This is a genomic window from Marinobacter azerbaijanicus, assembly GCF_030250645.1.
Classification (GTDB): domain Bacteria; phylum Pseudomonadota; class Gammaproteobacteria; order Pseudomonadales; family Oleiphilaceae; genus Marinobacter; species Marinobacter azerbaijanicus.
Genome location: NZ_JASSVS010000009.1, coordinates 84,677 through 111,484, shown reverse-complemented (window position 1 = coordinate 111,484; position 26,808 = coordinate 84,677). Strand labels below are relative to the sequence as shown.

At 58.8% G+C, this 26,808-nt stretch carries 28 protein-coding genes; 16 read left to right on the top strand and 12 right to left on the bottom strand.

Annotated features, from left to right (window positions below; translation table 11 throughout):
• Window positions 1-13 precede the first annotated feature (13 nt).
• From QPM17_RS16695 to QPM17_RS16685, 3 genes are all read right to left on the bottom strand, one after another.
• Window positions 14-577 carry a DinB family protein gene (locus QPM17_RS16695; protein WP_285392062.1) on the bottom strand — a complete coding sequence of 188 codons (564 nt, stop codon included), beginning with the start codon at window positions 575-577 and terminating at the stop codon, window positions 14-16.
• A gap of 142 nt (window positions 578-719) precedes the next feature.
• Window positions 720-1,016, bottom strand: coding sequence for a hypothetical protein (locus QPM17_RS16690; RefSeq protein WP_285392061.1), 297 nt, complete (start codon window positions 1,014-1,016; stop codon window positions 720-722).
• Between the two features lie 64 nt (window positions 1,017-1,080).
• On the bottom strand, window positions 1,081-3,507 hold the full coding sequence (locus QPM17_RS16685; RefSeq protein ID WP_285392060.1) for an amylase: 2,427 nt from the start codon (window positions 3,505-3,507) through the stop codon (window positions 1,081-1,083).
• 236 nt (window positions 3,508-3,743) lie between these two features.
• Between QPM17_RS16685 and QPM17_RS16680 the strand changes: the two genes are divergently transcribed.
• The 6 genes from QPM17_RS16680 (at window position 3,744) to QPM17_RS16655 (ending at window position 10,728) form a co-directional block, all read left to right on the top strand.
• Window positions 3,744-4,139, top strand: a complete 396-nt coding sequence (locus QPM17_RS16680; protein WP_285392059.1) for a hypothetical protein — start codon at window positions 3,744-3,746, stop codon at window positions 4,137-4,139.
• 86 nt (window positions 4,140-4,225) lie between these two features.
• A complete protein-coding gene (locus QPM17_RS16675) occupies window positions 4,226-5,719 on the top strand; it encodes an efflux RND transporter periplasmic adaptor subunit (RefSeq protein ID WP_285392058.1) in 1,494 nt (497 codons plus the stop codon).
• Window positions 5,720-5,734: 15 nt separating this feature from the next.
• Entirely contained in the window at window positions 5,735-6,058 is a 324-nt protein-coding gene (locus QPM17_RS16670; RefSeq protein WP_285392056.1) for a copper-binding protein, read from the top strand.
• 61 nt (window positions 6,059-6,119) lie between these two features.
• A complete protein-coding gene (locus QPM17_RS16665; RefSeq protein WP_285392054.1) occupies window positions 6,120-9,266 on the top strand; it encodes an efflux RND transporter permease subunit in 3,147 nt (1,048 codons plus the stop codon).
• Window positions 9,263-10,495 carry a TolC family protein gene (locus QPM17_RS16660; RefSeq protein ID WP_285392053.1) on the top strand — a complete coding sequence of 411 codons (1,233 nt, stop codon included), beginning with the start codon at window positions 9,263-9,265 and terminating at the stop codon, window positions 10,493-10,495. Before QPM17_RS16665 ends, QPM17_RS16660 begins: the two co-directional genes overlap by 4 nt.
• Before the next feature lie 26 nt (window positions 10,496-10,521).
• Window positions 10,522-10,728, top strand: coding sequence for a hypothetical protein (locus QPM17_RS16655; RefSeq protein ID WP_285392052.1), 207 nt, complete (start codon window positions 10,522-10,524; stop codon window positions 10,726-10,728).
• Window positions 10,729-10,740: 12 nt separating this feature from the next.
• Here the strand turns inward: QPM17_RS16655 and QPM17_RS16650 are convergent, their stop codons facing one another.
• A complete protein-coding gene (locus QPM17_RS16650) occupies window positions 10,741-12,759 on the bottom strand; it encodes an oleate hydratase (RefSeq protein WP_285392051.1) in 2,019 nt (672 codons plus the stop codon).
• Window positions 12,760-13,046: 287 nt separating this feature from the next.
• Between QPM17_RS16650 and QPM17_RS16645 the strand changes: the two genes are divergently transcribed.
• Window positions 13,047-13,880: a sterol desaturase family protein gene (locus tag QPM17_RS16645; protein WP_285392050.1), complete on the top strand. Its 834-nt coding sequence runs from the start codon at window positions 13,047-13,049 to the stop codon at window positions 13,878-13,880.
• Here the strand turns inward: QPM17_RS16645 and QPM17_RS16640 are convergent.
• Both QPM17_RS16640 and QPM17_RS16635 read right to left on the bottom strand, forming a co-directional pair.
• Window positions 13,870-14,787, bottom strand: coding sequence for a YeeE/YedE thiosulfate transporter family protein (locus QPM17_RS16640; protein WP_285392049.1), 918 nt, complete (start codon window positions 14,785-14,787; stop codon window positions 13,870-13,872). The genes QPM17_RS16645 and QPM17_RS16640 overlap by 11 nt on opposite strands.
• A gap of 93 nt (window positions 14,788-14,880) precedes the next feature.
• A complete protein-coding gene (locus QPM17_RS16635; protein WP_285392048.1) occupies window positions 14,881-15,312 on the bottom strand; it encodes an SRPBCC family protein in 432 nt (143 codons plus the stop codon).
• Window positions 15,313-15,539: 227 nt separating this feature from the next.
• Between QPM17_RS16635 and QPM17_RS16630 the strand changes: the two genes are divergently transcribed.
• A complete protein-coding gene (locus tag QPM17_RS16630; RefSeq protein ID WP_285392047.1) occupies window positions 15,540-16,874 on the top strand; it encodes a TrkH family potassium uptake protein in 1,335 nt (444 codons plus the stop codon).
• Between the two features lie 26 nt (window positions 16,875-16,900).
• Here the strand turns inward: QPM17_RS16630 and QPM17_RS16625 are convergent, their stop codons facing one another.
• From QPM17_RS16625 to merR, 5 genes are all read right to left on the bottom strand, one after another.
• The gene (locus QPM17_RS16625; protein WP_285392046.1) at window positions 16,901-17,875 is read right to left on the bottom strand and encodes an NHL repeat-containing protein; all 975 of its coding nucleotides are present in this window, start codon (window positions 17,873-17,875) and stop codon (window positions 16,901-16,903) included.
• Between the two features lie 14 nt (window positions 17,876-17,889).
• Window positions 17,890-18,810 carry a transporter gene (locus QPM17_RS16620; RefSeq protein WP_285392045.1) on the bottom strand — a complete coding sequence of 307 codons (921 nt, stop codon included), beginning with the start codon at window positions 18,808-18,810 and terminating at the stop codon, window positions 17,890-17,892.
• A complete protein-coding gene (locus QPM17_RS16615; RefSeq protein WP_285392044.1) occupies window positions 18,797-19,114 on the bottom strand; it encodes a heavy-metal-associated domain-containing protein in 318 nt (105 codons plus the stop codon). Before QPM17_RS16615 ends, QPM17_RS16620 begins: the two co-directional genes overlap by 14 nt.
• Before the next feature lie 129 nt (window positions 19,115-19,243).
• The gene (locus QPM17_RS23810) at window positions 19,244-19,393 is read right to left on the bottom strand and encodes an acyloxyacyl hydrolase (protein WP_422732780.1); all 150 of its coding nucleotides are present in this window, start codon (window positions 19,391-19,393) and stop codon (window positions 19,244-19,246) included.
• 35 nt (window positions 19,394-19,428) lie between these two features.
• Window positions 19,429-19,848, bottom strand: coding sequence for an Hg(II)-responsive transcriptional regulator (gene merR, locus QPM17_RS16610; RefSeq protein ID WP_285392043.1), 420 nt, complete (start codon window positions 19,846-19,848; stop codon window positions 19,429-19,431).
• A 73-nt stretch (window positions 19,849-19,921) separates the two neighbouring features.
• Here merR and merT point away from each other — a divergent pair, with 73 nt between their 5' ends.
• From merT to QPM17_RS16585, 5 genes are read left to right on the top strand one after another with little or no spacing between them, the layout of a single operon-like run.
• The gene (merT, locus tag QPM17_RS16605; protein ID WP_285392042.1) at window positions 19,922-20,272 is read left to right on the top strand and encodes a mercuric ion transporter MerT; all 351 of its coding nucleotides are present in this window, start codon (window positions 19,922-19,924) and stop codon (window positions 20,270-20,272) included.
• Window positions 20,273-20,285: 13 nt separating this feature from the next.
• Window positions 20,286-20,582, top strand: coding sequence for a mercury resistance system periplasmic binding protein MerP (merP, locus tag QPM17_RS16600; RefSeq protein WP_285392041.1), 297 nt, complete (start codon window positions 20,286-20,288; stop codon window positions 20,580-20,582).
• Window positions 20,583-20,584: 2 nt separating this feature from the next.
• Window positions 20,585-20,845: a mercury resistance system transport protein MerF gene (merF, locus tag QPM17_RS16595; RefSeq protein WP_285392040.1), complete on the top strand. Its 261-nt coding sequence runs from the start codon at window positions 20,585-20,587 to the stop codon at window positions 20,843-20,845.
• The gene (gene merA / locus QPM17_RS16590) at window positions 20,835-22,241 is read left to right on the top strand and encodes a mercury(II) reductase (RefSeq protein ID WP_285392039.1); all 1,407 of its coding nucleotides are present in this window, start codon (window positions 20,835-20,837) and stop codon (window positions 22,239-22,241) included. Before merF ends, merA begins: the two co-directional genes overlap by 11 nt.
• A 40-nt stretch (window positions 22,242-22,281) precedes the next feature.
• A complete protein-coding gene (locus tag QPM17_RS16585; RefSeq protein WP_285392037.1) occupies window positions 22,282-23,361 on the top strand; it encodes an ADP-ribosylglycohydrolase family protein in 1,080 nt (359 codons plus the stop codon).
• Here the strand turns inward: QPM17_RS16585 and QPM17_RS16580 are convergent, their stop codons facing one another.
• Complete coding sequence (locus QPM17_RS16580) at window positions 23,362-24,120, bottom strand: alpha/beta hydrolase family protein (protein WP_285392036.1); 759 nt, start codon at window positions 24,118-24,120, stop codon at window positions 23,362-23,364.
• Between the two features lie 162 nt (window positions 24,121-24,282).
• Here QPM17_RS16580 and QPM17_RS16575 point away from each other — a divergent pair, with 162 nt between their 5' ends.
• From QPM17_RS16575 to QPM17_RS16565, 3 genes are all read left to right on the top strand, one after another.
• Window positions 24,283-25,221 carry a fatty acid desaturase family protein gene (locus QPM17_RS16575; RefSeq protein ID WP_285392034.1) on the top strand — a complete coding sequence of 313 codons (939 nt, stop codon included), beginning with the start codon at window positions 24,283-24,285 and terminating at the stop codon, window positions 25,219-25,221.
• Complete coding sequence (locus QPM17_RS16570; protein ID WP_285392032.1) at window positions 25,218-25,532, top strand: non-heme iron oxygenase ferredoxin subunit; 315 nt, start codon at window positions 25,218-25,220, stop codon at window positions 25,530-25,532. The genes QPM17_RS16575 and QPM17_RS16570 overlap by 4 nt, the downstream gene beginning before the upstream one ends.
• A 73-nt stretch (window positions 25,533-25,605) precedes the next feature.
• Complete coding sequence (locus QPM17_RS16565; protein ID WP_285392030.1) at window positions 25,606-26,781, top strand: ADP-ribosylglycohydrolase family protein; 1,176 nt, start codon at window positions 25,606-25,608, stop codon at window positions 26,779-26,781.
• The last annotated feature ends 27 nt before the right edge of the window (window positions 26,782-26,808 follow it).

The window sequence follows — 26,808 nt, the reverse complement described above, 5'->3', positions numbered from 1 at the left end:
ATGAACTCCGGGTTCACGCGGTCCTCGCCATCTGCATTTGCAACTGCTGCTGATGACGCAGGGTTGAAGGGTGAACGCCAAACCCGTCACGGACTTCAACCCCACCCTGCTCCGCCAGCATCGCAATAATGGCCATGTGGTGAATGGTGTGGCTGGCCAGGAACACCAGTTCCCGGTCAATGCTGGTCGTTACGGCACGCCGCTGATCATCACTGAGATGTTCCATTGCCAGCGGTGTATTCGGCGGCCGATCAGTGAGGTGTCCAAGTGAATTGATGATGGCAAGAAGTCTGTTGCAGGCAGCGTGGTTATCCAGCTCGAGATTTTCCTCGCGCTGCCTTTTTTCATAGTCGAGCGGCCCGGCAGTTCGCCCGTTAACGGCCTTCAGAAGAGCCATGTAGTGGTCGATGATATGGCGCACATGCTTACCGATTACATGCTGTTTTTTCGCCCCGAACGTTCGCCGATACAGCTGCCCAGGCATCACCACAAGCAACTCTGCAAGCTGATTGATGGCGTGGGCATTTTCGGCAACAAGTTCTTCACAACTAACAGACCCGGCACTTGAATTTGGCATTTTTCTTCACCCGTATCGTCTGGGTTGATTCGTTCACTGAATGCAGCAACGGAGCGGCAGGTGGGCCCCGGCACCAGGGTTACGGAGGGATCCGATACCCCTGGCCGGGCCACTGCCTTGCTCAGGTGCCGCAGATTCTGGCTTAGCCTTCGGCTTCACCCTCTGCTTCACCTTCGCCTTCGCCTTCTCCTTCTCCTTCTCCCTCAGCTTCGCCTTCAGCTTCTCCCTTGGCTTCACCCTCAGCTTCGCCTTTGGCCTCGCCCTCGGCTTCTGCTTCACCTGCGGCAAGCATCATGTACTCGCTCTCGGCATTCACTTCAGCAGCAGTAGCCGTGCCGAAGGCCGAAGCACCAACCACAACGGCAAGCATTGGCCCGGTATAGGTGATCCCCCTGGCAAGCTTCCGCAATAACTGTCTTTTCTGAGTATCTCTGGACATGGTATTTAATCTCCTTTCCATTTCTCTGGTTAACACCGGGCACAGGTATGCCCGGAACTTCGGACTATTGCCCGAATGCCTGATCTACCTCTGGCCTGTCCGCACCCGACAGCTGTTGCACAGCAGCATCAAGATTATCTGCGTCCACCAGGTATCGGTCTGCTGTCTCGAGCCACTCGGCCAGCCGCGAGAACCCGGCCGTATCCAGAGGACGCCCGTCAGGGCCACAACAGCCGGGGATGAGATAACGCAGGGCTTCACTCACAGACACAGCTTGCAGGCCAGGTTTTTGCTGAGACGATGACTGTGCAGGTATCAGAACCGTAGTAATGCGGTACCCCTGGCCAGCCATTCCCAGCGATGCTGGTTGCAACGCAACTTCAAGGCCATCCTTTGGGGCATGCATGGAAAAGCGGCCCGGGGCCGCAGGGTCCTCAGCCCTGGCGGGAGGTAGCTGCGCTGGCAGGCCAAGCGCAAACAGGGCCGTGTCCGGCTCTGCGGAAATTCTCAGGGCCCGGCCAAAGTTCGCGCCCAGCTGGCTGGCCAGACACAATGCCGGCGAATCGCCAAACTCAGGGTCGCTATTGGCAACCAGCACTGCATCTGACGGCTCGTCCGGCCGGGTAACAAGGCCGGCGTCAATGATGATGTCGCCTTCGTCTGCCGCATGGCCTGTGAGGCAACGCACAACTGCCGGTGTTACCCGGGAAAGGGCAAGCCTTGATTGCACAACCTTCCCGTCGAGGATCAGGGTATAGCCCGGGGTGTCACGCACGATCTCAAGCCTGGAGCGGGAACCCGGCCTGCTTTGCGATTCAAGCGGAACCAGTAACGAGCCGATCCGACTCACCACCGCGGGGCTATCGGTAAACAGCTCCACGTGGAATCCACCGCATTCGAGAACACTCGAATAGGGCTCAGACACCTGTGGAAGCGGAATATTCCCTGCCGGGGAAAGGTCAGAAGCCGAGGCATTCCCAGCGTTCGCCTGGACCAGAAAACCGTTATTGGCCCAGTCCGCCAGCGAATTCCAGACATCCCGCCGAATGGCCCAGGCATCGGGCTCTGCAGCAGCGTTCTGCCTGGCCGACTGGGTCAGGGCATCGGCAATGTCGTCCGGAGCGATGCCATCGGTGGCCATCAGCCAGATCAGAGATGCGGTTTCGTTCAGGACGCTGAGATGCCCCAACCGGGTATCGTAGACATACACCCGATCCTCACTGATCATATCCTCGGCACAGCGCCGTTGCAGGGTTGGCTGGGTTAATCCGTTACCGGAGAGAGCCTTCGCGACAACCCAGTCCTCCAGCCGTGGCAATGTATAAAACGGCAGATAGGCCGCAGGGTTTTCCGAAGGCAACAGGCGCTTGAAGTTACCCGCCCGGGCCTGCTCGTTTTCGGTTTCCAGGATCAGCTGTTGCTCCACAGACGCACCGGGAACGGTTTCAGGCTTGCCATTCAGCCCCACCAGGCTTACCAGGTCCGCCACCAGCGATCCCTTGACGCCTTCTTCAATATCACCGCCGCTCTCAGGCCCGGCACATACTTCCAGGGAAGGGCTGAGATTGCACTCCAGCACCCAGGGTTTGAGCTTGCTGTCTACCAGGCAGTCAATGCCTAGCAGCTCATAACAGCCACGGGTATCGGCTCCCACCACTCTGGAGCGCTCGCGCATGGATTCCACCGCAGACAGGCAGGTCAGGGCGACCATGTCCTCGACCCGCGCAAACAGGGCCTCATCATCATGGCCCTGCTCCCTCAACCAGGCGCGGTAGCGGTCCAGGTCGACAAACTCCACGGGGACATCGGCATCGAGATTCAGCGCGTTAACATCGGGATTGGTGAGGTAACTGTATGGATTGTCGGCGTTTTCCTCGTCGTAAGGCGCGGATGCCAGCTTGGCGAAGCCCTGGCGGTAGAGATACACCCGCAGAGGCGCAACCGAGGTGACCGCAACATACAACCGCAACACATACTTGCGCCCTTGCATGGTATGAGGATTCTCGATGTACTCCTGCACCATCCACGATGAATCCATGGGCACATTTGCCGGGTCTTTCACCAGCTGGATGCCCTTACCTCGTGCTGCATTCTTGGGTTTCAGGATCCAGCGCCTGGAAGGCTCATCAAGGGCCTCCTGCTGGAACCCGTGATAGTCCCCGGGCATGGAGTAGACCCGCGGGAAAAACTGCAGGCGATCGACCAGCCCGGCATGTCCGTTATCCTGGAGGCTCACCCGATCGCGAAGCGTCAGAAGGCTCTGGTAAAGCCGGCTTTTGACGGTCAGGGCGTTATTGCCGGGAATGTGATTGATCTTGCGCTCGGGCCCGACATGCCGGAAAAACTCCGGATCGGGCATGCCCGTATACCAGCAGGCGTCCCAGTTATCCGGGCTGTCGCCTTTCTGCCAGCGGTCTTTGTCCAGTGATGCTTCGAAAAAGCGGTCCTGCTCGTAGGTGCGGTTGCCGCCCATCCAGTAGTGTCGAGTCATGTTGAACTGTTCTCCCTTGTGCCCGGATCTTGTCTTTGTTCTCTGTTGCACACCCGCATGGACACACCACGTCAGCGGGTGTTACAGATTTCCGACAATTTCTTTCCTCACAAGACAGGACACACGGCATGGCCCGTTGTTACAGATGAAATATTTGCTTGACCTGTGAGTAGCACCCAAGTTCTAACATCCTCCCGCTATTGATCATTCACAGAAACTCACGAGAGCAGTCTGACTTGCCAAACAATGCCTTCCGCCAAGCTGTTAAATATCTGCTGCTGATCATCATGGTCATGCAACCGGTGCTGGCATTCGGGCAAGTCACGTTAAATCCGGCGGGGACGCCGCTGCGGGCGGAACAGGCAACCATGATGGATTGTTGCAAAGGCGGCTTGCACACTCCTTCCAGCCGTTCGGACCAGACCATGACTTGCGGTGACCTGACCTCTGCCGATTGTGCGCTCTCAGCCAGCCTTGGCAACTGCGGTTCTGCGGTGTCTGCACTGGCGTCTGAAAAAGCAACCATGACTGCGCGACCGGTTACCAGCCTGAAGCACCTTCAACCCCAGGAAGGCTATCTCAGCATCATCCTCGATACCCTCACACCTCCCCCCAATTCCTCAAAAGCCTGACTCGAGTCTTTTCGATTCCTGCGCACGTTCATGTAGGCCTGTAGGCACCGAGCGAGCGTTAACAAGCTTTGAATGAGGAAACATCAATGCGCATTGCCCTGATGGCGATAGTGATTGCCATGGCCTTTGGTCTTGGCTGGCTGGCCAGTCAGCAACTCATGCCAATGTCCGGATCAGCAGGATCCGTTAGTCAGGCTGCTGAATCAGCAGAGAAAGACCCCCTGTACTGGGTTGCCCCCATGGATTCCGACTACCGCCGCGACAAGCCCGGCAAGTCCCCCATGGGAATGGATCTGGTGCCGGTTTATGAAGAAGAGGACACCGGCCGAGATGATGGCGGAGTGCAGATAAACTCTGCAGTCAGGAATAACCTGGGGGTCAAAACCCGGGCTGTTTCCCGTGGGCCGGTCACCATTCCGGTCCGCACGGTTGGCTATGTCACCGACGACGAGGACGGGCTGATCCACGTACACAGCCGCATTGCCGGGTGGGTAGAGGTTATGCACGTGCGTTCCCTGGGGGAGGAAGTCAGCCGTGGCGAGCCGCTGTATGAAATCTATTCGCCGGAGCTGGTCAATGCCCAGCAGGAATTCCTGATGTCCGAACGCCTGGGCCGGGGTTCCCAGGCTACGGCAACTGGCGGAAAACTACGCTCGCTCGGTATGACTGATGCGCAGATCGCCAACCTGAAAAAAACCGGCAAGGTCCGCGAACGCATCACCGTGTTTGCCCCCGGCTCTGGCTATGTGGCCGCTCTGCCAGTCCGTGCCGGTATGTACGTGCGCCCGGATACCGAGATCATGGCCATCGGCAGCCGCGATTCGGTCTGGGTGATCGCCGAGTTCTTCGAACGTCAGGCCGGACTGGTCACGGAAGACCAGGCGGTGAAATTCACCACCCCCTCCATGCCTGGCACCAGCTGGCAGGGCAGCATTGACTACGTCTACCCGGAGCTGGATGCCAGAACGCGCACTCTGCGGGCACGGGTACGCGTTCCCAATCCCGACGGCCGGCTGCGGCCCAACATGTTCGTGAACCTCACCATGGACGCGCCCATCGGCGATGACCTGCTCACCATCCCACGCCCGGCACTGATCCAGCGCAGCGACAGCCAGCATGTGCTGTTGGCCGAAGACGATGGCTACTTCCGCCCGGTGCCCGTAAAAACCGGCCAGGAAGCCGGCGACCGGGTCGTGATTACCGAGGGCCTGGAAGAAGGCCAGCAGGTAGTAGTGTCCGCCCAGTTCCTGATCGACTCCGAAACCAGCCTTGAAGCCGCCATGTTAAGGCTTGAAGCGGGTCAGCAAAGCGACGGTGACACCGATTCAGACAGCTCGCCGTCGGAATTGATCGAAGGCGTCGGCCGAATCACCGAACTGGATAACAAAGGCACCTCAATCACCCTCGATCATGCCCCCATACCGGAACTGAGCTGGCCTGCCATGACCATGGCGTTTGGGCTTGCCGATTCCGTGGATACCGGTGCTTTGACCCCTGACCAGACAGTCCGCTTTGAATTCCGCGAGACCCCGGAAGGCTATCTCGTTGAACGTATTGAACCTGCGCAAGACGCGCAATAACCACTGGAGAAAACCATGAACCTGAAAACCCTGATGATGGCTGCTGTCTTCGGATTAACCCTGACCCCTGTGCTGACAGTGGCAGAAACCGGTATGGACGCCAAAGAGTCCGCTGGCCCGGTCCAGGGCCGGGGCGTGATCACCGCGATCAACACCGAAAACCGCAAAGTGACCCTGAATCACGAGCCCATTCCCGAGCTGAACTGGCCACGCATGACCATGGGATTTCCCGTGGCGCCAGAGGTGAACCTGGACGGGCTGAGCAAGGATGACACCGTTGCCTTCACCCTGACACCGGCGGGGAAAGGACAGCAAGTGACCGCCATCAGCAAACAATAGCGATAGCCCGGGGGCGCGGTTATGGCCGTTCCCCCGACTGTCACCAGACCGGATCCAGCCCATGATTAATGCCATTATCCAGTGGTCGCTTCATAACCGATTTTTTGTGCTGCTTGCCGCCCTCATTCTGACCGGATGGGGGCTCTATTCCGTCAAGGAAACGCCCATTGACGCAATACCGGACCTGTCGGACGTGCAGGTGATCGTCAAGACCACCTATCCGGGCCAGGCACCACAGGTGGTGGAGGACCAGGTGACCTACCCCCTCACCACCGCCATGCTCTCGGTGCCGGGGGCCAAGACCGTTCGGGGTTTTTCATTCTTCGGTGATTCCTTCGTTTACGTTATTTTCGATGACGACACCGATCTTTACTGGGCCCGTTCCCGGGTACTGGAATACCTGAGCCAGGTGTCGGGGGACCTGCCCGACGCCGCCAGACCGGAACTGGGGCCCGACGCCACCGGCGTTGGCTGGGTGTATTCCTACGCCCTGGTGGACCGCAGTGGCCAGCATGACCTGTCGGAACTGCGGGCCATCCAGGACTGGTTCCTGAAGTTTGAACTGCAGACCGTACCCGGCGTATCCGAGGTAGCCAGCGTGGGCGGCATGGTCAAACAGTACCAGGTAGTGGTGGACCCGGACCGGCTTCGGGCCCACGACATTACCCTGCAGCGCATCCACGCGGCCATCAACAACGCCAACCAGGAAACCGGCGCCTCGGTGGTGGAGATGGCTGAGGCGGAATACATGGTGCGGGTCACCGGTTACCTGCAGAACGAGAATGATCTTCGCCAGGTACCCCTGGGCGTAAACGACAATGGCAAACCCCTGTTACTGAAGGACGTGGCGGATGTGCAGCTTGGCCCCCAGATCCGCCGCGGTATCGCCGAACTGAACGGGGAAGGGGAAGTGGCCGGCGGCATTGTGGTGATGCGTTTCGGTGAGAACGCCCTGGAAACCATCGAAGGCGTCAAGCAACGCCTGGAGGACATCAAGACCAGCCTGCCGGGCGGCGTGGAAGTAGTACCCACCTACGATCGTTCCACGCTAATCAACAACGCGGTGGACAACCTGTACGGCAAGCTGTTGCAGGAATTTCTGGTGGTCATCGTGATCTGCGCGGTGTTTCTGTTCCACCTGCGTTCCTCGCTGGTGGTCATTGTCAGCCTGCCGGTGGGCATTCTCGCGGCCTTCGTGGTGATGCACGCCCAGGGCATCAACGCCAACATCATGTCCCTTGGCGGCATTGCGATTGCCATCGGTGCCATGGTGGACGGGGCCATTGTGATGGTGGAGAACGTCCATAAACACATGGAGCGAACCCCGCTGACCCGTGAAAACCGGTGGGCCGTGATGTCGCGGGCCGCCGGTGAGGTGGGGCCGGCGCTGTTTTTCTCACTGATGATCATCACCGTGAGCTTTCTGCCGGTATTCACCCTGCAGGCCCAGGAAGGCAAGCTCTTTGCCCCCCTGGCTTTCACCAAGACCTACGCCATGGCAGCGGCTGCGGGGCTGGCCATTACTCTGGTGCCGGTGCTGATGGGCTATTTCATCCGTGGCAAGGTCTTGCCCGAACACCGCAACCCCATCAACCGGCTGCTGATCGCCATGTACCGGCCGGTGATTGGCTGGGCCCTGCGGCGGCCCGCCCTGATGCTTGCGGGCGGCCTGGTGGTACTGGTGATCGGTTTCTGGCCGGCCAACAAACTGGGCAGTGAATTCATGCCGCCCCTGGACGAGGGGGATCTAATGTACATGCCCACCACCTATCCCGGTATCTCCATCGGCAAGGCACGTCAGATTCTGCAACAGACCGACAAGCTGATTGCCAGTATTCCGGAAGTGGAGACCGTGTTCGGCAAGATCGGCCGTGCCGAAACTGCCACCGATCCCGCCCCACTGACCATGATCGAGACCTTTATCCAGTTCAAACCCCGGGCTCAGTGGCGCCCCGGCGTAACACCGGAATCCCTGCGCAAGGAGCTGGACAAGGTGGTCAAACTACCCGGCCTGACCAACGCCTGGGTGATGCCCATCAAGACCCGCATCGACATGCTTTCCACCGGCATCAAGACCCCGGTCGGTATCAAAGTGGCCGGGCCGGACCTGGAGGTGATCCAGGGCATAGGAGAAGAACTGGAGCGTGTGCTGTCCGACATACCCGGCACTGCCTCGGCCTTCTCCGAGCGGGTCGCCGGCGGGCGCTACATCAAGGTGGACATACAACGGGAGGCCGCCGCCCGCTTCGGACTGAATATCGAAAACATCCAGTCGGTGGTTCGCACCGCGATTGGTGGCATGAACGTTGGCAGCACCGTGGAGGGCCTCGAACGCTACCCCATCAACCTGCGTTACCCCCAGGGATACCGGGATTCGGTGGAGCAGATGCGACTACTACCTATGGTGACACCCAATGGTCAGCGTATTGCCCTGGCGGACGTAGCGGACATCCGCATCGACAAGGGCCCCCCGATGATCAAGTCGGAAAACGCCCGTATCAATGGGTGGACCCTGGTGGATATCGAGGGCCGGGATCTGGGCAGTTGGGTAGCGGAGGCCCAGCAACGGGTACGGGAAACGGTCGAACTGCCAGCAGGTTACTCGCTGGCCTGGTCCGGCCAATACGAATACATGCAGCGGGCCAAGGAACGCCTGACCATGGTGGTGCCACTGACCCTGGCCATTATTATCATCCTGCTGTACCTGAACTTCCGCAACCTGACCGAGGTGGGCATCATCCTCGGCACCCTGCCATTCGGCATGATCGGTGGTATCTGGCTGATGTACCTGCTGGGCTACAACCTGTCCGTGGCCGTGGCGGTGGGCTTTATTGCCCTGGCCGGGGTAGCCGTGGAAATCGGGGTTCTGATGCTGGTGTACCTGAACCAGTCCCTGCATAACGCCCTGGAAACCGTGGACCATCAGCCAACGCGGCTGTCGGCGGACGATCTGCGCCAGGCCATCAGCGATGGTGCCGCCCAGCGGGTTCGCCCGATCATGATGACCTTTGCCGCCATCGTTGCCGGCCTTATTCCCATCATGCTCGGCAGTGGCACCGGTTCGGAAGTGATGCAACGGATCGCCGGTCCGATGATCGGCGGCATGATCACCACCCTGATGCTGACGTTGCTGCTGATTCCGGTGATTTTCTATCTCTGGCAGCGTGCCCGTCTGAAAAATCTCGCCAGAAAAGGAGCGATCCAATGATCCGATATACCGGAATTCAGGCAGTTCTGGCGGTCTTTATCACACTATCTGCACCGGCAATGGCCGAATCGCCTGAAACAGTGGAGCAATGGATTGATGAGGCACTGGCCAACAACGCTACCTTGGGCGCCTTACAATCAACCATCGAAGCGGCAGAAGCCGAAGTGGAAGGCTCGGGCACCTGGGCAGACCCTGTTGTCAAGTATGGCCTGGCTCCCGAAACCCTGGAGGGCCCGAACATGGTCGGGCACCGGTTTGAGGTCAGCCAGAAATTGCCCTGGCCGGACCAGCTGTCGGCCTCCCGCGAAGCCTCGGAAGCTGGCGTAGTTGCGGCCAGACACGACAGCCTCTGGCAAACCCGAAAACTGACCGCCTCCGTCAAGGAAGCCTATGCCCGCTGGTGGTATTCGAACCAGGCCATTGAGCTGCATCACGAAACCCGCGCCCTGGTGGAACAATTAGCCGAGATTGCCAGACAGAGACTGGATTATGGCGAGGGCTCGCAGAGCGACTTAATCCGTATAGAAACGGAGTTGGACGCACTGGACATCCAACTGGTCGGAATGAAAGCCGACCAGGCCCGGATCTCCGCCAGCCTGATCCCATTGCTCGGCCGCCGTCCCCAACCGGCCGGACTGACACTCACCATACCCCCTCGCACGCCAATGGCGACAGACAGTCTGGCGGAAATCGATCACCCACTGGTACAGGCCGCCAAGGCCAGAGCTGCAGAGGCCCGGGCCCGGCTGGATGTTGCAGAAGTCAGCCGCAGACCGGTATTTACCGCCAGTGCCGGCTACAACAGCCTGTGGGCGGACAAAAGTAAACGGTGGATAGTGGGCATAGGCGTACAGGTTCCGCTGAGCGGGCAGCGACAGAAAAGTGCCGTTCGTAAGGCTTCCGCCGAGGTATCACGACATCGGTGGCAGGCCACCCAGACTCACCGTGACCTGCTGGCTTCAATCGGCGATATGACAGCCGCTGTACAGTCAGGACATGGACGACTGAAGATCCTTGATGAGCGGCGCATTCCCAACCAGCGTGCGCATTGGGAAGCCAGCCTGAACGAACTGGCCAGCGGTGCCGGCAGACTGGAAGACGCCATCAGCAGCGCAAGACAGCTCACCGGAGTAAAACTCACGCGGGCGGCGGTCATCCGTGACCTGTTCAGGGCCAGGGCACACTACGAAGCCCTGTCACCCACGCAAACCAACGCACTATTAAACTGAAATACCAAACTGAAAGAGGATCCACCATGAAACTATTACTCGCAATTCTGTCCACACTGCTCCTGTTCCCCGCAACCGCACTGGCGGCCCCGGAGACAGGTTTCTGGGAATTCTGCAATTCCATGATGTCAGGCATGGGCTGGATGATGCTGCCCATGATGATCATGCCACTGCTGCTGATCACACTCCTGGTGTTGGCAGTTCTGGCACTGATCAAGTATCTCAAAAATTAACCGGCTAGGGCGTCAGCGGCGCCCGCGCAACTTGCTCAATACACCCTGAACCCAGTCCCTGGCTTCTTCCAGTGTGTGATTGTCTTCAACAAGACTCCGAAGAGCCTGGACCTGCTGCTCGAACAAGCCCGGCCGGCTCAGCTCCTCGGCCTTCTCATCCGGGCCCAGCGGCAGGATATGTTCGAAATAGGTGCCGCCGAGAATGCGACGCAGAAAACCTTCGCCCAGAAACGCCTCGTCGTTGTTCAGGGTACGGGTCGCCCGCAGCAGCCGCCGGACATCGTACTGGCCCGGATAGATGTCCGGCACCTGTTTATTGATACCCAACAGACTGTAGACGCCAACCCGGGCTGTGCGCACCGAACTCTCCAGGGTGAACACCACATCGTTGTGGGTCTCCACAAACTGGCCCATGCAGGCCAGGTTGCTGCAGCCTTCCGGCACAACCCAGGGCCGGTCACCTTTGGCGCGTGGCATGAATTGCGCGGTGATGTAGGGCATCAGCGCAATCCGGGTCTTAGTGGCGGCCATCACCTCATCGAGCTGATCCATCAGGCCCAGGTGATAGCACATCTCGGCCAGCACCTCTTTGCCGGTACATTCGGGCATCGGCTTCTTCACGTAATTGCCGGGTTTGTCCATCAGCAGTGCGTAAGTCCACAGCACAATCACGTCATCAGGCTGGTCCGGAAAATGTGGCTGGCGGTTGCAGGTGAAACTCATCAACCAGGCTGAATCGGTAAAGGTGATGATGCCCCCCGTTGCCGTGAAACCGGAATAGGGGTCGTTGACCGACAGCTCCCTGAGCTTGTCCATCAAAGGGGAGGGCCTGCAGGTCAGGGTGACGGACTCCCAGGTTGAGCCGGGGATGTTGCCGCAAAACTTCTCCGGCCGGCCAAACACGTCCGATTGCTGCGCCAGGTTTTTCCACAACTGCCAGCCGGAACCCGGGCCCGCCTCATCGCTCTCTTTCAGTCGCGGCGCCGTGTCGTCATCGCCGTAAACGGTGTCTTCGGTCATCGAGCCGGTGGTGATGAACACCAGGTCGCGCTCACCAATGTTAAAGGTCTTGTCTCCTTCGCTGCCATGACACTGGATCGCCGTCACCGTTCTGGTGTCACCAGAGGTTTCCATCTCCAGGTTTTCGACTATCGTGTCGTACTGGATATTAACTCCCTTGCCCTTCAGCCAGTTCATTAGCGGGCGCACGAAAGCGTCGTATTGATTGTATTTCGGAAAGACGAGCGAGGTCATGTCGTTAAGCCCGTCCATCAGGTGCAGGAAACGGTGCATGTAGAGCTTCATTTCAAGCACGGAATGCCAGTTCTGGAAGGCAAACATCGTCCGCCAGAAGGTGTAGAAGTTGCTGTTCAGAAACCCTTCACTGAACCATTCCTCAACGGTGATGTCGTCCAGATCCTCCTTGCGCGCCAGCAGAAGCCTGACCACTTCCAGCTGCTGGCGTTTGCTCAGTTCCATGGTCGAAAAGTCCCTTATCTGGCCCTGTTTCTCCAGCAGCCGTGCCTTTGACCAGTTCTTGTCGGCATCGTTTACGATGCGGTATTCATCCAGCACGGTAAAAGGTTCCGGCAACTCCAGAGCCGGTATTTCCGAGAACACATCCCAGAAATTCTGGTAGGTCATTTCCATTTCCCGGCCACCGCGCACGATATAGCCGTCTTCCGCGTTACCGGCGCCATCAAGGGAGCCACCCTCAATGTCCTGCTCTTCCAGGAAGGTGATATTGCCAGCCGGCATATGGCCGTCGCGGATCAGAAAGAAAGCGGCGGACAGGCCGGCGATACCACTACCCACAATCCAGGCGCGCCGGTCTGCGATACCTTTGGTGGGAAGTGGGCGATTATTGACATAGGCACCGTGCAGGTCCGCCGGAGGCAGCGGCGTATCGATACCATTGTGCAGGTGCCGGGAGGAAGCGTCGGGGGTGACACAGACGCCCTGGGCCTCCAGGGCGTCGATATGGGCTTTGAGTTTCGAGGGCGCTGTTCCGGGGACATGTCGGTAGGCCATTGAAGGATCTCCTTTCCTGTGTGGTGAGTATCTTTACAGTGTGGCCCCTTAAACCAGGAGGGTAGGTGACACACATCAATATGACCGGCGAGGAAACATCTTCACCAATGCTCCACCTGCTGGCCCACTCTTCTTACCATCATTCTATGACTGTTCGAGTATGATAAAGTCGCCCTGTGTCGAACGGCAGTGACATCCCGAGGGGATCTGTTCGGCATCCTGACCCAGGGACAGGGAGATCATTGCCTACTGCCACCGGACTACCGGTCATTAACCCGGGGATTGCTGTGACCGACACACTGCTTGCCAATGAACCCCTCATCCGGGTGAGCTTTTTCCTCTCGGTTCTGGCCGGGATGGCCCTATGGGAAGTGTTTGCGGCACGCAGGCCCCAGCAGATCGGCCGACTGACCCGCTGGCCCAATAATCTGCTCATCGTTGTTCTGGACACACTGGCCGTGCGCCTGGTGTTTCCCGTGGCGGCGGTTGGTACCGCCTTTATGGCATCGGAAAACGGTTGGGGGTTGCTGAATCTGGTGTCGCTGCCAGGCTGGCTTGCGGTGATTGTATCGGTACTGGTGCTCGATGCCGCCATCTACTTCCAGCACCGGCTGTTCCATGCCGTGCCCTGGCTCTGGCGCCTGCACCGGATGCACCACGCAGATCTGGAATTTGATGTGACCACAGGCCTGCGCTTCCACCCCATCGAAATCATTCTGTCCATGGCCATCAAACTGACCGTGGTTCTGGCATTGGGTGCCCCGGCGCTGGCGGTGGTGATTTTCGAGGTATTGCTGAATGCCACCTCCATGTTCAACCATGGCAACGTGCGGCTACCGCTCTGGTTTGACAAGTACTTGCGGCTGTTGGTGGTGACGCCCGACATGCACCGGGTCCACCACTCGGTCATCGTGCGGGAGACCGACAGCAACTTCGGCTTCAACCTGCCCTGGTGGGACCGGCTGTTTGGCACCTACCGAGCCCAGCCGGAAAAGGGCCACCTGGGCATGACCATTGGAATCGAGGACTTTCGCACGGTGCAGGATCTGCGCCTGGACCGGATGCTGATCCAGCCTTTCCGGCCTGCTCACAAGGAGGCCAGGCTTAGCGTCAGGGAGTGAAGCGACGCTTCGGCCGGTGCAGGGTTAGCCAGACACCAAGCCAGATCCCCGCCAGCATACCCGCAAGAGCGGAGAGGCTGGCGGGGGACAGTGCGGGCAGTGCCAGCAACAACTGGAAATCATTGCCCCCCAGCGCAAGCGCTGATCCGATGCCCATCAAGAGCCCACTGCCAAGGTGTTTGCCGGTTTCGCCAGCAGCTGGCAACACCCAGCGGAAACGCCCGAAACGCCAGGCACCGACTGTCATGCCCAGCAACATGGCGACCAGAATCAGTGCCCGGGAAAGCGAAGGAGTTGATGAGGCGCCAGTCATCAGATTCAGCCCCGCATCTCGCACGAAATCGCTGGGTGACCAGGCCGGTTCATACAGGAAGAGGGCGCCGGCAAAAATCCCCACCAGCATGATGCCGCTCCACATACGCCAGCGGTAGTGAAACTTCCAGTAAACCAGTATCGACGCCAGCACCAGGGCGCCCATGGCAAACCAGGGCAGAAGCCCGAGCTGGTAGCTCGTTCTTCGCAGGTCCGGCTCCACGTCTGCAATGATCAGCAATACCCATCCGGCCAGCCAGCCCAGCATGGTTAACACCATGCGCAGATCTCCGCTGGAAAGACGCGTAGCCGTGGAAATGGAACAGGCACCATTGACCGCCGCCCCAACCCCGAACACGAAACCACCCAGGGGAATAGACCAGTGAAACGGGTAGACCGCCAGGAAGGAATAGTCGTTATAGTCGATCAGGGGGGTGAACAGATAGATCCAGAACCCGGCCATGAGAATCGCCGTCAGGCGCAAACGCCGACCCTTGATCCAGTCGCTGACACCGCGGACCATACAGAGGCCGGTTACCTGGGCGGTGTAACCAATCACCGCGGCAATGGTCAATGCGATTACAACTGAAAACATGAGTACCCTGCCTCCGTATCCTGATGGTCAGGACACACAAACAGGGCAATTGTTACCGGAGAGAACTGCACAACTCAGCAGCTGCTTAATTGCTTAATGCTCCAGCGTTTTCTTGAGCTGACCCAGCAGTCCGGCATAAATGCCGTGACAGAATTCAGCGGCGGACTCGTCATTGCCCTTCCAGTGTGAATACCATTCCACAAAGGTGCCGCCGTCGCCTTCCGTTACCGGGCGCACCACGACATGTCCCTCGTAGCTGCTGACTTCATTTGAGGAAACCGGAGAAGGACCTTCGTCGATGCTGTAGGTGAGCTCCCGGTTGTCGTCGTCGAGCGTATGCAGGGTTTCGTGAAACGCCTCGTTCAGCACTCTTTTGGCACCCGGCTGGTCGCCGGGCTTGTCCCCGACAGCATCAACCCTGGTTACCACTTCCGGCGCCCAGCTCATGTCGTGAAAGTCTCGGAGCTTTGCCCAGACCGTATCAACGGGCGCATTAACCACAACTGATTGATAGGTTTTACCCATGGTGACTCTCCTCAATCTCCTGCGTAAGTGAAATGTCTTTCTTCGACATCATGGTGGTACTCATAGAGAGTTCCGTCCTCTGTAAATGTTACATCAGCGATGTAAGTAAATTCCCCGACGCCCGGGGTGGATCCAGCTTCCGTAACATTCCTGTTTCTCGGGGGTCTGTTGCCTGAGCAACAGCAACTACCGGATTCCAGCTACCAGGCGACCCAGGAGGGAGAATCATGGAACAAGGAAAACACCTTCGCGCCTGGCCCATCAACCCACCTTTCCTGCTGGCTGCGGGGTTCATGGTCTTGATCCTGGTGGGAGCCGGCCTGCTTAAGCTGCCGTTTTCGTTGAATGGTGCTCTGTCTTGGGGTGATGCCCTGTTTACCTCTGCCTCGGCCGTAACCGTCACTGGACTGGTGGTAACCGAGATCGGCACCACTTTCAGTTTCTGGGGCCAGTTGATCATTCTGCTTTTGATTCAGGCAGGTGGCCTTGGGCTGATGACCTTCGCTGTGTTGGCACTGCTGGCGTTAGGCGGGCGCATCCGTGGAAGGCAACAGCTGGTCGCCAGCGGTGGCTATAATGAAACCCATCCCCGCGACCTGAAACGGACGGCCAAAGAGGTGGTCGGGCTGGCCCTGATCGTGGAGGGCATCGCACTGGTTCCTCTGGCGCTGGTGTGGATTCCGGAATATGGCTGGCTGCAGGGGCTTTGGTGGTCCCTGTTCCACAGTGTTTCGGCCTTCAATAATGCCGGCTTTACCTTGTCCCCCGACAGCCTCATGGGCTACGCCGCCCATCCAGTGATCAATGCGGTGATTTCCAGCCTCTACCTGATTGGCGGAGCGGGGTTCATCGTGATCGTGGGGTTGCTGGACTACCCGCGTACCCGCTCTCTGAACATCAACGTCAAGGTGGTGCTTCTGGGTACCGGGATATTAAGCATTGTGGGCACCTTGATGATTTTCCAGCTGGAGTCGGATAACCCCGCTACCCTGGGTGCGCTACCGAATCTTTCTGACCAGCTCTGGGCGGCCTGGCTGCAGGCCACGACACCGCGGACAGCAGGGTTCAACAGTGTCGACATTGGCAGCGTCACTCAGGCCACTGCGCTGGTACTGATGTTCCTGATGTTTATCGGAGCCGGTGCCAACGGTACCGGCAGTGGTATCAAGATGGCCACACTGTTTGTCCTTTTGGCCGCAACCTGGGCCTACCTTCGCCAGCGGCGGACCCTCACGCTGTTTTCACAGCCGGTGTCGACCACCACTCTGCTCAAGGCTCTGGCGGTAGCGGTGATGGCGGTTACCGGGATCTTTATGGGTACTCTTGCCCTGTCCATGACCGAGGATGCCGGACTGCTGGCCGTAGCCTTTGAAGCCACCTCCGCAATCGGCACGGTCGGACTGACCCGCGGGCTGACCGCCGAGCTATCCGGCGCCGGTCAGGCAATCATCATGGTTCTGATGTTCGTGGGGCGACTGTGCCCATTGACCGTTGCCTATCTGGTCGGCTCCGCCTTTGCATCTTCCAAGCAGTCGACACGGTCAGAGCTGGAGATCGGCTAGCACCAGGGCATGCCGCTTTTGCCGACTTACTTCACGGGTTGCCACTTCTCGACCCGATTATCGGCAAAGTTCACGCTCCACACGGTTCCGTCACTGCCAATGGCGACGGCCATGGCCGTGTGGCCGGGGTTTTCCGGCTTGCTGCCGAAAGCGGTGAGGTAGCCCCCATCCGCCGCGAACTTCTGTATACGATCGTTATAAAAATCAGCCACAAAGACATTGCCTTCGGGGCCAACCGCAACGGACGTCGCGGTAGTGAGCCAGCCCTTGAACGGCCCGTAGAGGCCCAGGGCAAACGGCCCTCCCCACTTGTGCAGGAAATCGCCCCCGGCATCGAAAGCCTGGACACGATTTCCATAGCCATCTGCCACATAGAGAGTTCCGTCACCGGCAAACGTTACATCAGTAGGGTAGGTAAATTCCCCGGCGCCCTTTCCCGTCTCCCCGGTGGTTCCCCATTGTTTGACGAAGGCACCATCCGCCCGCAAGTGCTGCACACGGTGATTGTAAAAGTCAGCCACGAACAGGTCGCCATCATCGGCGAGGGCAACACCGCCCGGTGCATTGAACTGTCCCGGTTCCTCACCGGGGCCGCCGATTAATGCAAGAGACTTGCCCGCGAGGCTGAATACCTGAATGCGGTCGTTCATGTATTCGGGAACGTAGAGCTTTTCGTCGTGGATTGTCAGATTCATCGGTCGCCCGAGCTCGCCGATGCCATCGCCGGTGGTGCCGAATTCCCATTTGTACCGCCCTTCGTGATCAAAAACCTGGATTCGCCCATTACGGGCATCGGATACGAAGACTTCGGTGTTCGTTACGGCAATGCCGGTGGGATCGTTAAACTGCCCCGCGCCGTTGCCTTTTTCACCCCAGCTGTGGACCAGGGAATACGGCGGCTCCTGGTTCCAATTAATGGCCCCGCCCACCCAGGCAAGTAATGCCAGCATGGCCGCAAGAGTAAGAGCGGCGTGAACCAGCCATTTACCGATTGCTTTCATGATCTGCCCCGAAACTAGAAATTACGGCGAAAGCCGACGCGCACAATGTAATCGTCTTCGATGGCGTCGCCATTGGGGTGTTCGGCCACAGGCAACTGTACCGTGCCTTCGACGATCCAGCTTCGGCTGACGTATTGCAGTCCCGGCGCCAGCAACCACTGGCCACCGCCGGAATCGGCATCGGTGCCACTGCCCGTCTCGTCGCGTTCCCGATGGATGACATTGGATTCCAGCAGGGCGTAGACGAAGGCCGGCGTGCCAGGCATACCCTTCATGCTTCGCGGCCAGATCCGGTATTGTAGTGAAGCGTCGAAGCGGGTCTCGTCCCCCCGCGCGAAACCGTCATGGCGCCCGTTTTCGCGATAGAGCAACTGCCCTTCCACCTGGTACTGGAGGGTCTGATAGGTGGTGACCACGCCAGCGAAACCGTCCCAGGCGCCGTCTCCGGCCTGCAGAGGTCTTGGCAGTTCGCCGAAACGATCGCTGTCGCTATCGTCGCCAGTGGGAGCTGTAAGCCCGAACACCGGTGCCACGCGAAAAGTGTTGCCCGTCTCATCCTTCTTGTAGAGTGTGTAGCGACCGAACAGTGAAACATCGCCAAAACCGCTGGTGTCACGCTCGATCCTGCCCATGGGCGTGGTGACGTCCAGCTCTTTATTGAAGAAGTAGGGGACCATGCCAAACACGGCGAACCTGGAAGTAACGCCATAACCCAGCACGCTGCCCAGCGCTTGCACCGAGACCTCGCGATCCATAGGCCCGTTGTCCGAGCGTTCACGCAACACCAGCTGCTCGCGCCAGAGGTATTGCCCTTCGGCTACCGGCAGGGCGGTGTTGAAGGTATTGGGGGCAGCTTGCACCCAAGACACGCCAGTCAGTAGCAGGGCACCAATCAGCACTGACACACCAGCTAAGGGGCGGTTACTGCGCATCATTGCCCCCTGTTTCACCCTCGGCCTCTGAGAAGGAGCGCAACGTGAAACCAGCCTCGTCAACCGCCTGACTTGCCCTGTCCTCGGTGAGTGTTTTACCTTCCCGCATGCTCACATGGACCACGCTTTCGCCCACGTCGACCTGCACGTCAGTAACCCCCTCGATCTTGTTCAGACGTTTCTCAATGCCATAGGCGCAGAACGGACAGGCAAGACCGTCCACGCCCAATACGTAGTGATTGTCGACGGCCAGCACGGCGACGCTGAATATCAGGGCCGACAGAAGCAGGGAAAGTTTCTTGATCATGACGATGTCCTCGTTGGAATCGTGTCGGTCTGGATCACCACCCAAGGCTAGCTCCGTACCCGACTACGGACTCAATACCCATCGTTACAATCTGAATAATCTTTGGCACCGGGCAACCTAGGTCGCCTGTCACAAAGGAAAAGATAAGGAGATAAACGCAACCTCTGTTCCGGGATTACGATCTGCAATGCCACCGTTCGAAAGGTGAAACAACTCAATTCCTAGCCGAAGTTTGTTATGAAATCGATAAAATGACTTAACCCCCGAGCGAAATTCCAGCTCTGTATGGTTTGTTAAGCACTACTCCTGATGAATTAGTTCTCTCTGATCCCTTCATGTAAGGAAGCAATCAGCGGGCAGCTGATATTACCGGCGTGTGCGTGGCATCGATCAACCATTTCACCCAGCACCTTCTCGATTTTCTCCAGCCTGGAGATCTTTTCTCGCACGTCCCACAACTTGTGCTCGGCCAGAGCGCTGGCCTCCTGGCAGTGGGTGCCATCGTCAAGCCGGAGCAGATCGATGATCTCGTCGAGACTGAATCCCAACTGCTGCGCCGTTTTGACGAACGTTAAACGGTCGATATCGGCATCGCCATAGCGCCGGATACCACCCGGCGGACGTTGAGGTTCCGGTAATAACCCTCGCCGCTGGTAATAGCGGATCGTCTCGATATGAACGTTGGCTGCCCTGGCCAGGCCCCCGATAGTCATTGAATTTTTGTTATCCGACATCTGCCTTGACTCCGTAGCTGACTACGGAAGTAACCTTATCCGATCGAACAAAGTGATGAAAGGTGTGGGCGTTATGTCGAATTCCAGATCAGGGCGTGGTCCCTTGGCTGCTGGCGGGGTCGCGGCGCTTCTCGCCTCGGCCTGCTGCCTCGGACCGCTGGTACTGATCACGCTGGGGGTTTCCGGTGCCTGGATTGGTAATCTCACGGCTCTCGAACCCTATCGTCCGGCTTTTATCGGCCTCGCTCTGTTGGCCATGTTCTTAGCCTGGCGCCGGATCTATCGGCCAGTGGAACAGTGCCTGCCGGGAGAAATATGTGCCGTACCCCAGGTGCGAAAGACCTACAAGGTAATGTTCTGGGGAATATCAGTACTGGTGCTGATCGCTCTGGTGTTCCCTTCTGCTCTTCCGCTTTTCTACTGACAGGAGATTTTCCATGAAAATGCGTTTTGTCCTCACATTGGTCATCACCCTGCTCAGCATGCCTGCCCTGGCTGCTATGCAAACCGTGACACTCTCAGTACCGGGTATGAATTGCGCTGCTTGCCCGATCACCGTCAAGGTGGCTCTAAACAAGGTTGATGGAGTTTCACAAGCCGACGTGAGCTACCCGGAACGAGAAGCCGTAGTCACCTTCGACGACACACAAACGTCTGTGGAAGCGCTGACCCAGGCCACAGGCAATGCCGGCTATCCCTCAACAATGAAGCCTGCGGAAGTGGAGCGGGAGTGATTATGAAAAACCCGAAAACCCTGCTGCGCGTGAGCGTGATTGGCACCGTCTTGGTGGCGTTGTGCTGCTTCACCCCAGTCCTGGTGATTCTGTTTGCCACCGTTGGGCTGGCCGGCCTGACCGGCTATCTCGATTACGTGCTGCTTCCAGCTCTGGCTTTCTTCATTGGCCTGACCTTCTATGCGGGATGGCGAAAAAGGCAATATGACGCCAACTGTGAGAAAGCCTCTACAAATTCAGGGAATTCTCCTTATGAGCGATAACAACCTGCACATTGCCGTTGTCGGCAGCGGCGGTGCGGCCATGGCGGCCGCCCTGAAGGCTGCGGAGCGTGGCGCTCGCATTACCCTGATCGAGCGCGGCACCATCGGCGGCACCTGCGTCAACACCGGCTGCGTACCCTCGAAGATCATGATTCGCGCCGCCCATATCGCCCACCTGCGCACGGAAAGTCCCTTTGACGAGGGGGTAGGCGCCCAGCAGGCTCCAAGGGTGGACCGGGAGAAACTGGTTCAGCAACAGCAGGCACGGGTCGAGGAACTGCGCGACAACAAGTACGAAAGCATACTGCGCGACCACACAGCCATCACCGTCCTGAACGGTGAGGCCCGGTTTGTCGATGGTCATAATCTGACGGTCAGGCTGAACCACGGCGGTGAGCAGACTGTTCACTTCGACCGCGCCTTTATTGGCACTGGCGCCCGTCCGGCAGAGCCGCCGATACCGGGGCTGGCCGATACCCCCTACCTGACCTCCACCAGTGCATTAGTACTGGAGACAGTACCCGAACGGCTGATTGTGATCGGTGCCGGTTTCGTGGCCCTGGAGTTAGCCCAGGCTTTCGCCAGGCTGGGTAGCGAAGTCACCTTGCTGACCCGCAGCCGGCTGCTGTCCAGTGAAGACCCCGCCATCGGTGAGGCCATAGAGGTAGCGTTCAAGCGTGAGGGTATCAGGGTTCTCAGGCAGACGCAGGCCAGCCGCGTGGGCTATAGCGACAAGGAGTTCGTCGTCGACACCAATGCAGACACCTTGCGGGCGGATCAATTGCTGGTGGCCACCGGCCGGACACCCAATACCGAAGCCCTGAACCTGGCGGGCATCGGCGTGGAAACCTCCCGTGGCGCGATTCAGGTGGACGAGCAGCTGCAAACCACCGCCCCCGGTGTCTATGCCGCCGGTGACTGCACTGATCAGCCGCAGTTTGTCTATGTCGCCGCTGCCGGGGGCAGTCGGGCCGCCGTCAACATGACCGGAGGCGAGGCTACTCTGGACCTCAGTGTCATGCCGGGAGTGATGTTTACCGACCCACAGGTTGCCACCACTGGTCTGACGGAAGCCCAGGCACTTGAGCAAGGCTTCAGCGTTGATATCCGTGTACTGGAACTTGAGAACGTGCCGCGTGCACTGGTCAATTTCAACACCCATGGCTTTATAAAGATGGTCGCCGAGCGCGACTCCGGTCGCTTGCTGGGTGTTCAGGTGGTCACGGCAGAAGCCGGTGAGCTGATCCAGACGGCGGTTATGGCACTACGGGCCGGTATGACGGTGCAGGAGATCGGCAATGAACTGTTTCCCTACCTGACCATGGTGGAGGGCCTTAAACTCTGTGCGCAGACCTTCACCAAAGACGTAAGCCTGTTATCCTGTTGCGCAGGATGAATACTCGCGCTCGGATGAAGGCAGAGAGGCATCAACCAACATGAGTATGACCCTGCAAGACCGCGCCATGGGCGCCATCATGGGTGCTTTCGTGGGTGAAGCCCTGGGTGTCGGACCACACTGGTATTACGACCTGAATGACCTGCGGCGCACCTACGGTGAGTGGATTGACGACTACACCACACCGGCACCCGGGCGTTTTCACCATGGCCTGAAGGCCGGGCAGAACAGCCAGGCCGGTTTCATTCTGGAGCTGATGCTGCGCTCGCTGGATAAAAGCAACGGTTATGATGAAGCCGATTTCTGCCAGCGCCTGGATAACGACCTTTTCCCGCTGCTCGATGGCAAACCCCGCAGCGGTCCTGGCCACTACACCAGCGAGTCCATCCGCCACGTCTGGAAACGACGGGTCGTTGAGAAACGCCCCTGGCATGATATCGGCGGTGCCGCAGACACCACCGAGGCCATGGAGCGCACGCTAGCCCTTGCCGTGCGCTATGCCTCCGAGCCTGCCCGGATGTCCCAGGCCATCGCCGATAACACGGGGCTGACCCAGAGCAGCGAAACCATGCTTTCCATGGGCGTTGGCTACGGCTGTATTCTGGCCCGGCTGATTCAGGGCGACGCCCTGGACGCACGGATTTCGCAGCAACCCCTGAAGTGGCTGGCGGAGAGTGCCATGGCTTTCGAGCCCGTCACCACCCGCCAACCAGCACCGGATCACCCGGAAATGCCCCTCAGGGCCAGACGCCACATTGTTCGTGACGCACTGCATGCCGCCTCTGACATTGCGACAACCGCAACGGACCCGGCCATTCGCATCGAGCCCGCCTGGAAGGTTTCACATCTGTACGGCATGCCCTGCGCCTTCTACCATCAGTTACCGGCCGCATATTACCTGGCGGCGCGGTTCAGCGATGATTTCGAAAGCGCCGTACTCCACGCCATCAATGGCGGTGGCCAGAACCAGTCACGAGCCATGCTGGCCGGGGCACTGGTAGGCGCGCAAGTGGGCCTTGCCGGCATTCCACAGCGATTCCTGGATGGCCTTGAGCGCGCAGATAAACTGCAGCAACTGGCGTATGCACTAGCCTCTCAAATGCCGGATACCACAATGTAGCTATAGATATCGACTGGACCAGGCCACCAACATATCCGCCACGTATTCCGCATCCGCAGCTCTTGAAAGCAGGTGGTCGGCATTGTCCAGGGAAATAAAGCTCTTGGGGTGCTTCGCAGCCTGATAGATGGTGGCCGCTTCGCTGATATCCACAACCTGGTCAACCGGCGAGTGAAAGATGATCAACGCCTTGCGCAGGTTGCCAATGTGGTCCGGCGTATTCCACTGCACCAGATCATCCAGCATCTGCGACTTAACATTGAACGTCCGGCCGGCCAGGGTTACCTCGGCTTCACCCAGCTCGCGGATCTCACTGCTCTTTGCGTCGAACAGATGCTGGACGTGATCGGCGGTGGCCGGAGCCCCGATGGTGGCAACCGCCTCAATGGAAGGCATGCGCTGGGCAGCCGCCAGTACCGCAGCGCCGCCAAGGCTGTGGCCGATAATAATGCGGGGTGCCTGATACTGTTCGGCAAGGTATTCGGAAGCCGACAGCAGGTCCTCAATGTTGGAGGAAAAACTGGTATTGCCGAAATCGCCGTCACTGCTGCCCAGACCGGTAAAGTCGAAACGCAATACGCCGATGCCATGCTTCGCCAGGGCGCGCCCTATCCGCGACGCGGCGGCGATGTCTTTACCGCAGGTGAAGCAATGTGCAAACAGGGCCATTGCACGGGGCTTGCCTTGGCCCGGCAGCTCCAGCAGGCCGGCAAGGTTATGGCCCTGTGCGTTTGCAAACTCTACTTTGGATCGAGTCATGGTACTTATCCTTTCCCGGTAACTTGGTCTACGTTCAAGAGACCAACGAGCGGCATCAATTGTTACACTGAGGGCCCCCGAATTGGAGCGTGCTACGGTGAGAAACAATGCCGTTTCCTGCGTAAATGTTCCTGAACTGGCCGAACTCGTGGATTAGCAACAATGACGCAAGGCATTGTCACACCCCAGACCCAGGCACTTGCAGAGGGCAAGCTGAGCCGTGAAGAATTGAAAGTCCTGATGCAACGCTCCGACGGGCCCGCTATTCGCCATCTGGCGCTGTGGGTGCTGGTACTGGCCGGAACCACAACGCTGATTACCTTTGCATGGAACAGTTGGCTGATCTGGCCCGCCATGTTCCTGCAGGGAATCGTGCTGGTGCATCATTTCTCGCTACAGCATGAATGCGTGCATTACACCGTGTTCCGCACCCGCAAGCTGAACAATATCGTCGGGCAGATCTGCGGATTTATTATCCTGCTGCCGCACCGCTTCTTCCGCTATGAGCATTGCGATCATCACACCTATACCCAGCTGTACGGCAAGGACCCGGAGCTGATCCCGATGCCGAAGACCTATGGTGAATACCTGTTCTACCTGTCCGCTATCCCCTACTGGAAGACCAAGTTCACCGAGGTTTCGCGCCACGCCATGGGGCGGCTTTCTGACGCGGAAAAACGCTTCATCCCCAAGGAGGAACATGCCGCCGTGTTTCGGGACGCACGAATCATCCTTGGAACATACGGGCTGATCTTCGCGGGCATGGCAGTCACCGGCTGGTGGGGGCTGATCTGGTACTGGATCATTCCGCTGTTCCTCGGCGAACCGGTGATGCGTTTCATCCGGATGACAGAGCATGTGGGTCGCCCGACCGTGGCGAAAATGAGCGAGAACACCCGCACCAATCTGGTCTCGGCCCCGTGGCGGTTCCTGTGCTGGAACATGAACTACCACGCCGAACATCACTATGTGCCCCTGGTTCCCTACCACACCCTGCCGCGCCTGCACAAAAAGCTGCGCGCCCATGTTCATGTCGAGCCGGGCGGCTATCTGGGCGCGCACAGGGACATCCTGCGTCAGATCCAGGAGGCGCAGGCATGAGCGACAAGCCCTGGCGCGACGTGATCGCGGTGGACGAATTGGAGAAGGACTGGGTCACCCGGGTCGAGGTCGACCGGCGGACCATCACCGTCTACGATACGCCTACCGGGATCTATGCCTCGCTCGCGCGTTGCACCCATGGCGGTGCAGATCTGTGCGACGGTTATTTCGACGATCACGTCATCGAATGCCCGCTGCATCAGGGGGCCTTTGACGTTCGCGACGGACGGCCCATCGCCGCGCCCGCGACCAGGTCAATGCGGACGCTTGAAGTGCGGGTGCGGGACGGGCAGGTTCAGATTCGGCTCTGACTGAGCCTGTGACTGGTATCAGGCGTACATTCCCTGACATTCAACCATGAAACCCGACCAGCGAGGATTTCCAATGACCAGCAACGTGTCGATCGAAAGAAAACCCGCCATAATCGCCGCTCTTGCTGGCGGCTGGGTTGCCGATGCGGCCAGCCTCGGTTTGCACTGGCTGTATGACAGCCAGCGAATCCATGAGGTGGGTGGACAGTCGCCGGAATTCCTGGCCCCGAAGGCCGATTATTTCAAAGGTGGATTCGGCTACTTTGCGCACGGCGGCAAGCAGTCAGGGGACATCAGCCACTACGGAGCGGCGACCGGGGTACTGACCGACAGTATTCTGGCCAGTGACGGCCAACTGGATATCCGGGATTATCAGAGGCGCTTCCGGGCGTTTTTCGGACCTGGCGGCCACTGGCAGGGTTATATCGACAATCCCACCCGGGTCACTCTCAACAATCTGAACACTATCGAGCAGAATGCCATTGAACAGGCGCAATCGGGCACCACTGCCAAACTGACCGAAAAGCAGAAACGGATACTGGTGCAGAAAGTTTTGCCCTACACCCGACGCCTGAGTGGCGATCAATTGGCTGACCCGGTTCGCAAGGCCATCAGCCTTACCTATCAGGAACCCGAGATACAGGAAGCAGGCGTTTACCTCGCCGAAACCATCGACCGACACCTGCTGCCGGAAAGCGGTGCCGACGACATGCAATTGCCGGCAGTATCCAAGTTGCCGCCACTGGTAGCCAGTTATTGCGGCAACGACAGGCTGATGGAGGTGACTGAAGCCGCGGTTCGGGTAACCAATCACAACGATGAAGCCGTAGCCTGGGCAAAATCCGCCGCGACACTTCTCGACCAGCTTTTCCAGGGCAAACCCATGTCGGCAGCCCTGGAAACTGTCAAAGCCGAGGCGCCGGACCGGGAAAGTCTGGACAACGCCCTATCCGGTTCCTCGCTGGATGCGGTCAAAGCCGGCGACAATTTCGGACGCACCTGTTATCTGCACGAAGCCATGCCGGTGATCTTTCACATCCTCAGCCATGCCACCAGCTATACCGAAGCCGTTCGCGCCAACATTCATTGCGGCGGCGATTCCTGTGGTCGGGCCTGGATCATCGGGCCGGCCATGGCGGCACTGCATGGGGTGGGTGGAGAACGCGGCATCCCTCTGAGCTGGCTGGCGCGCGTGACCGATGCCGCTGATATTCTCACGGATATTGAGCGTCTGGTTAACAGCCGGTGACGTGCATCATTGCCCAATTTTCACCCA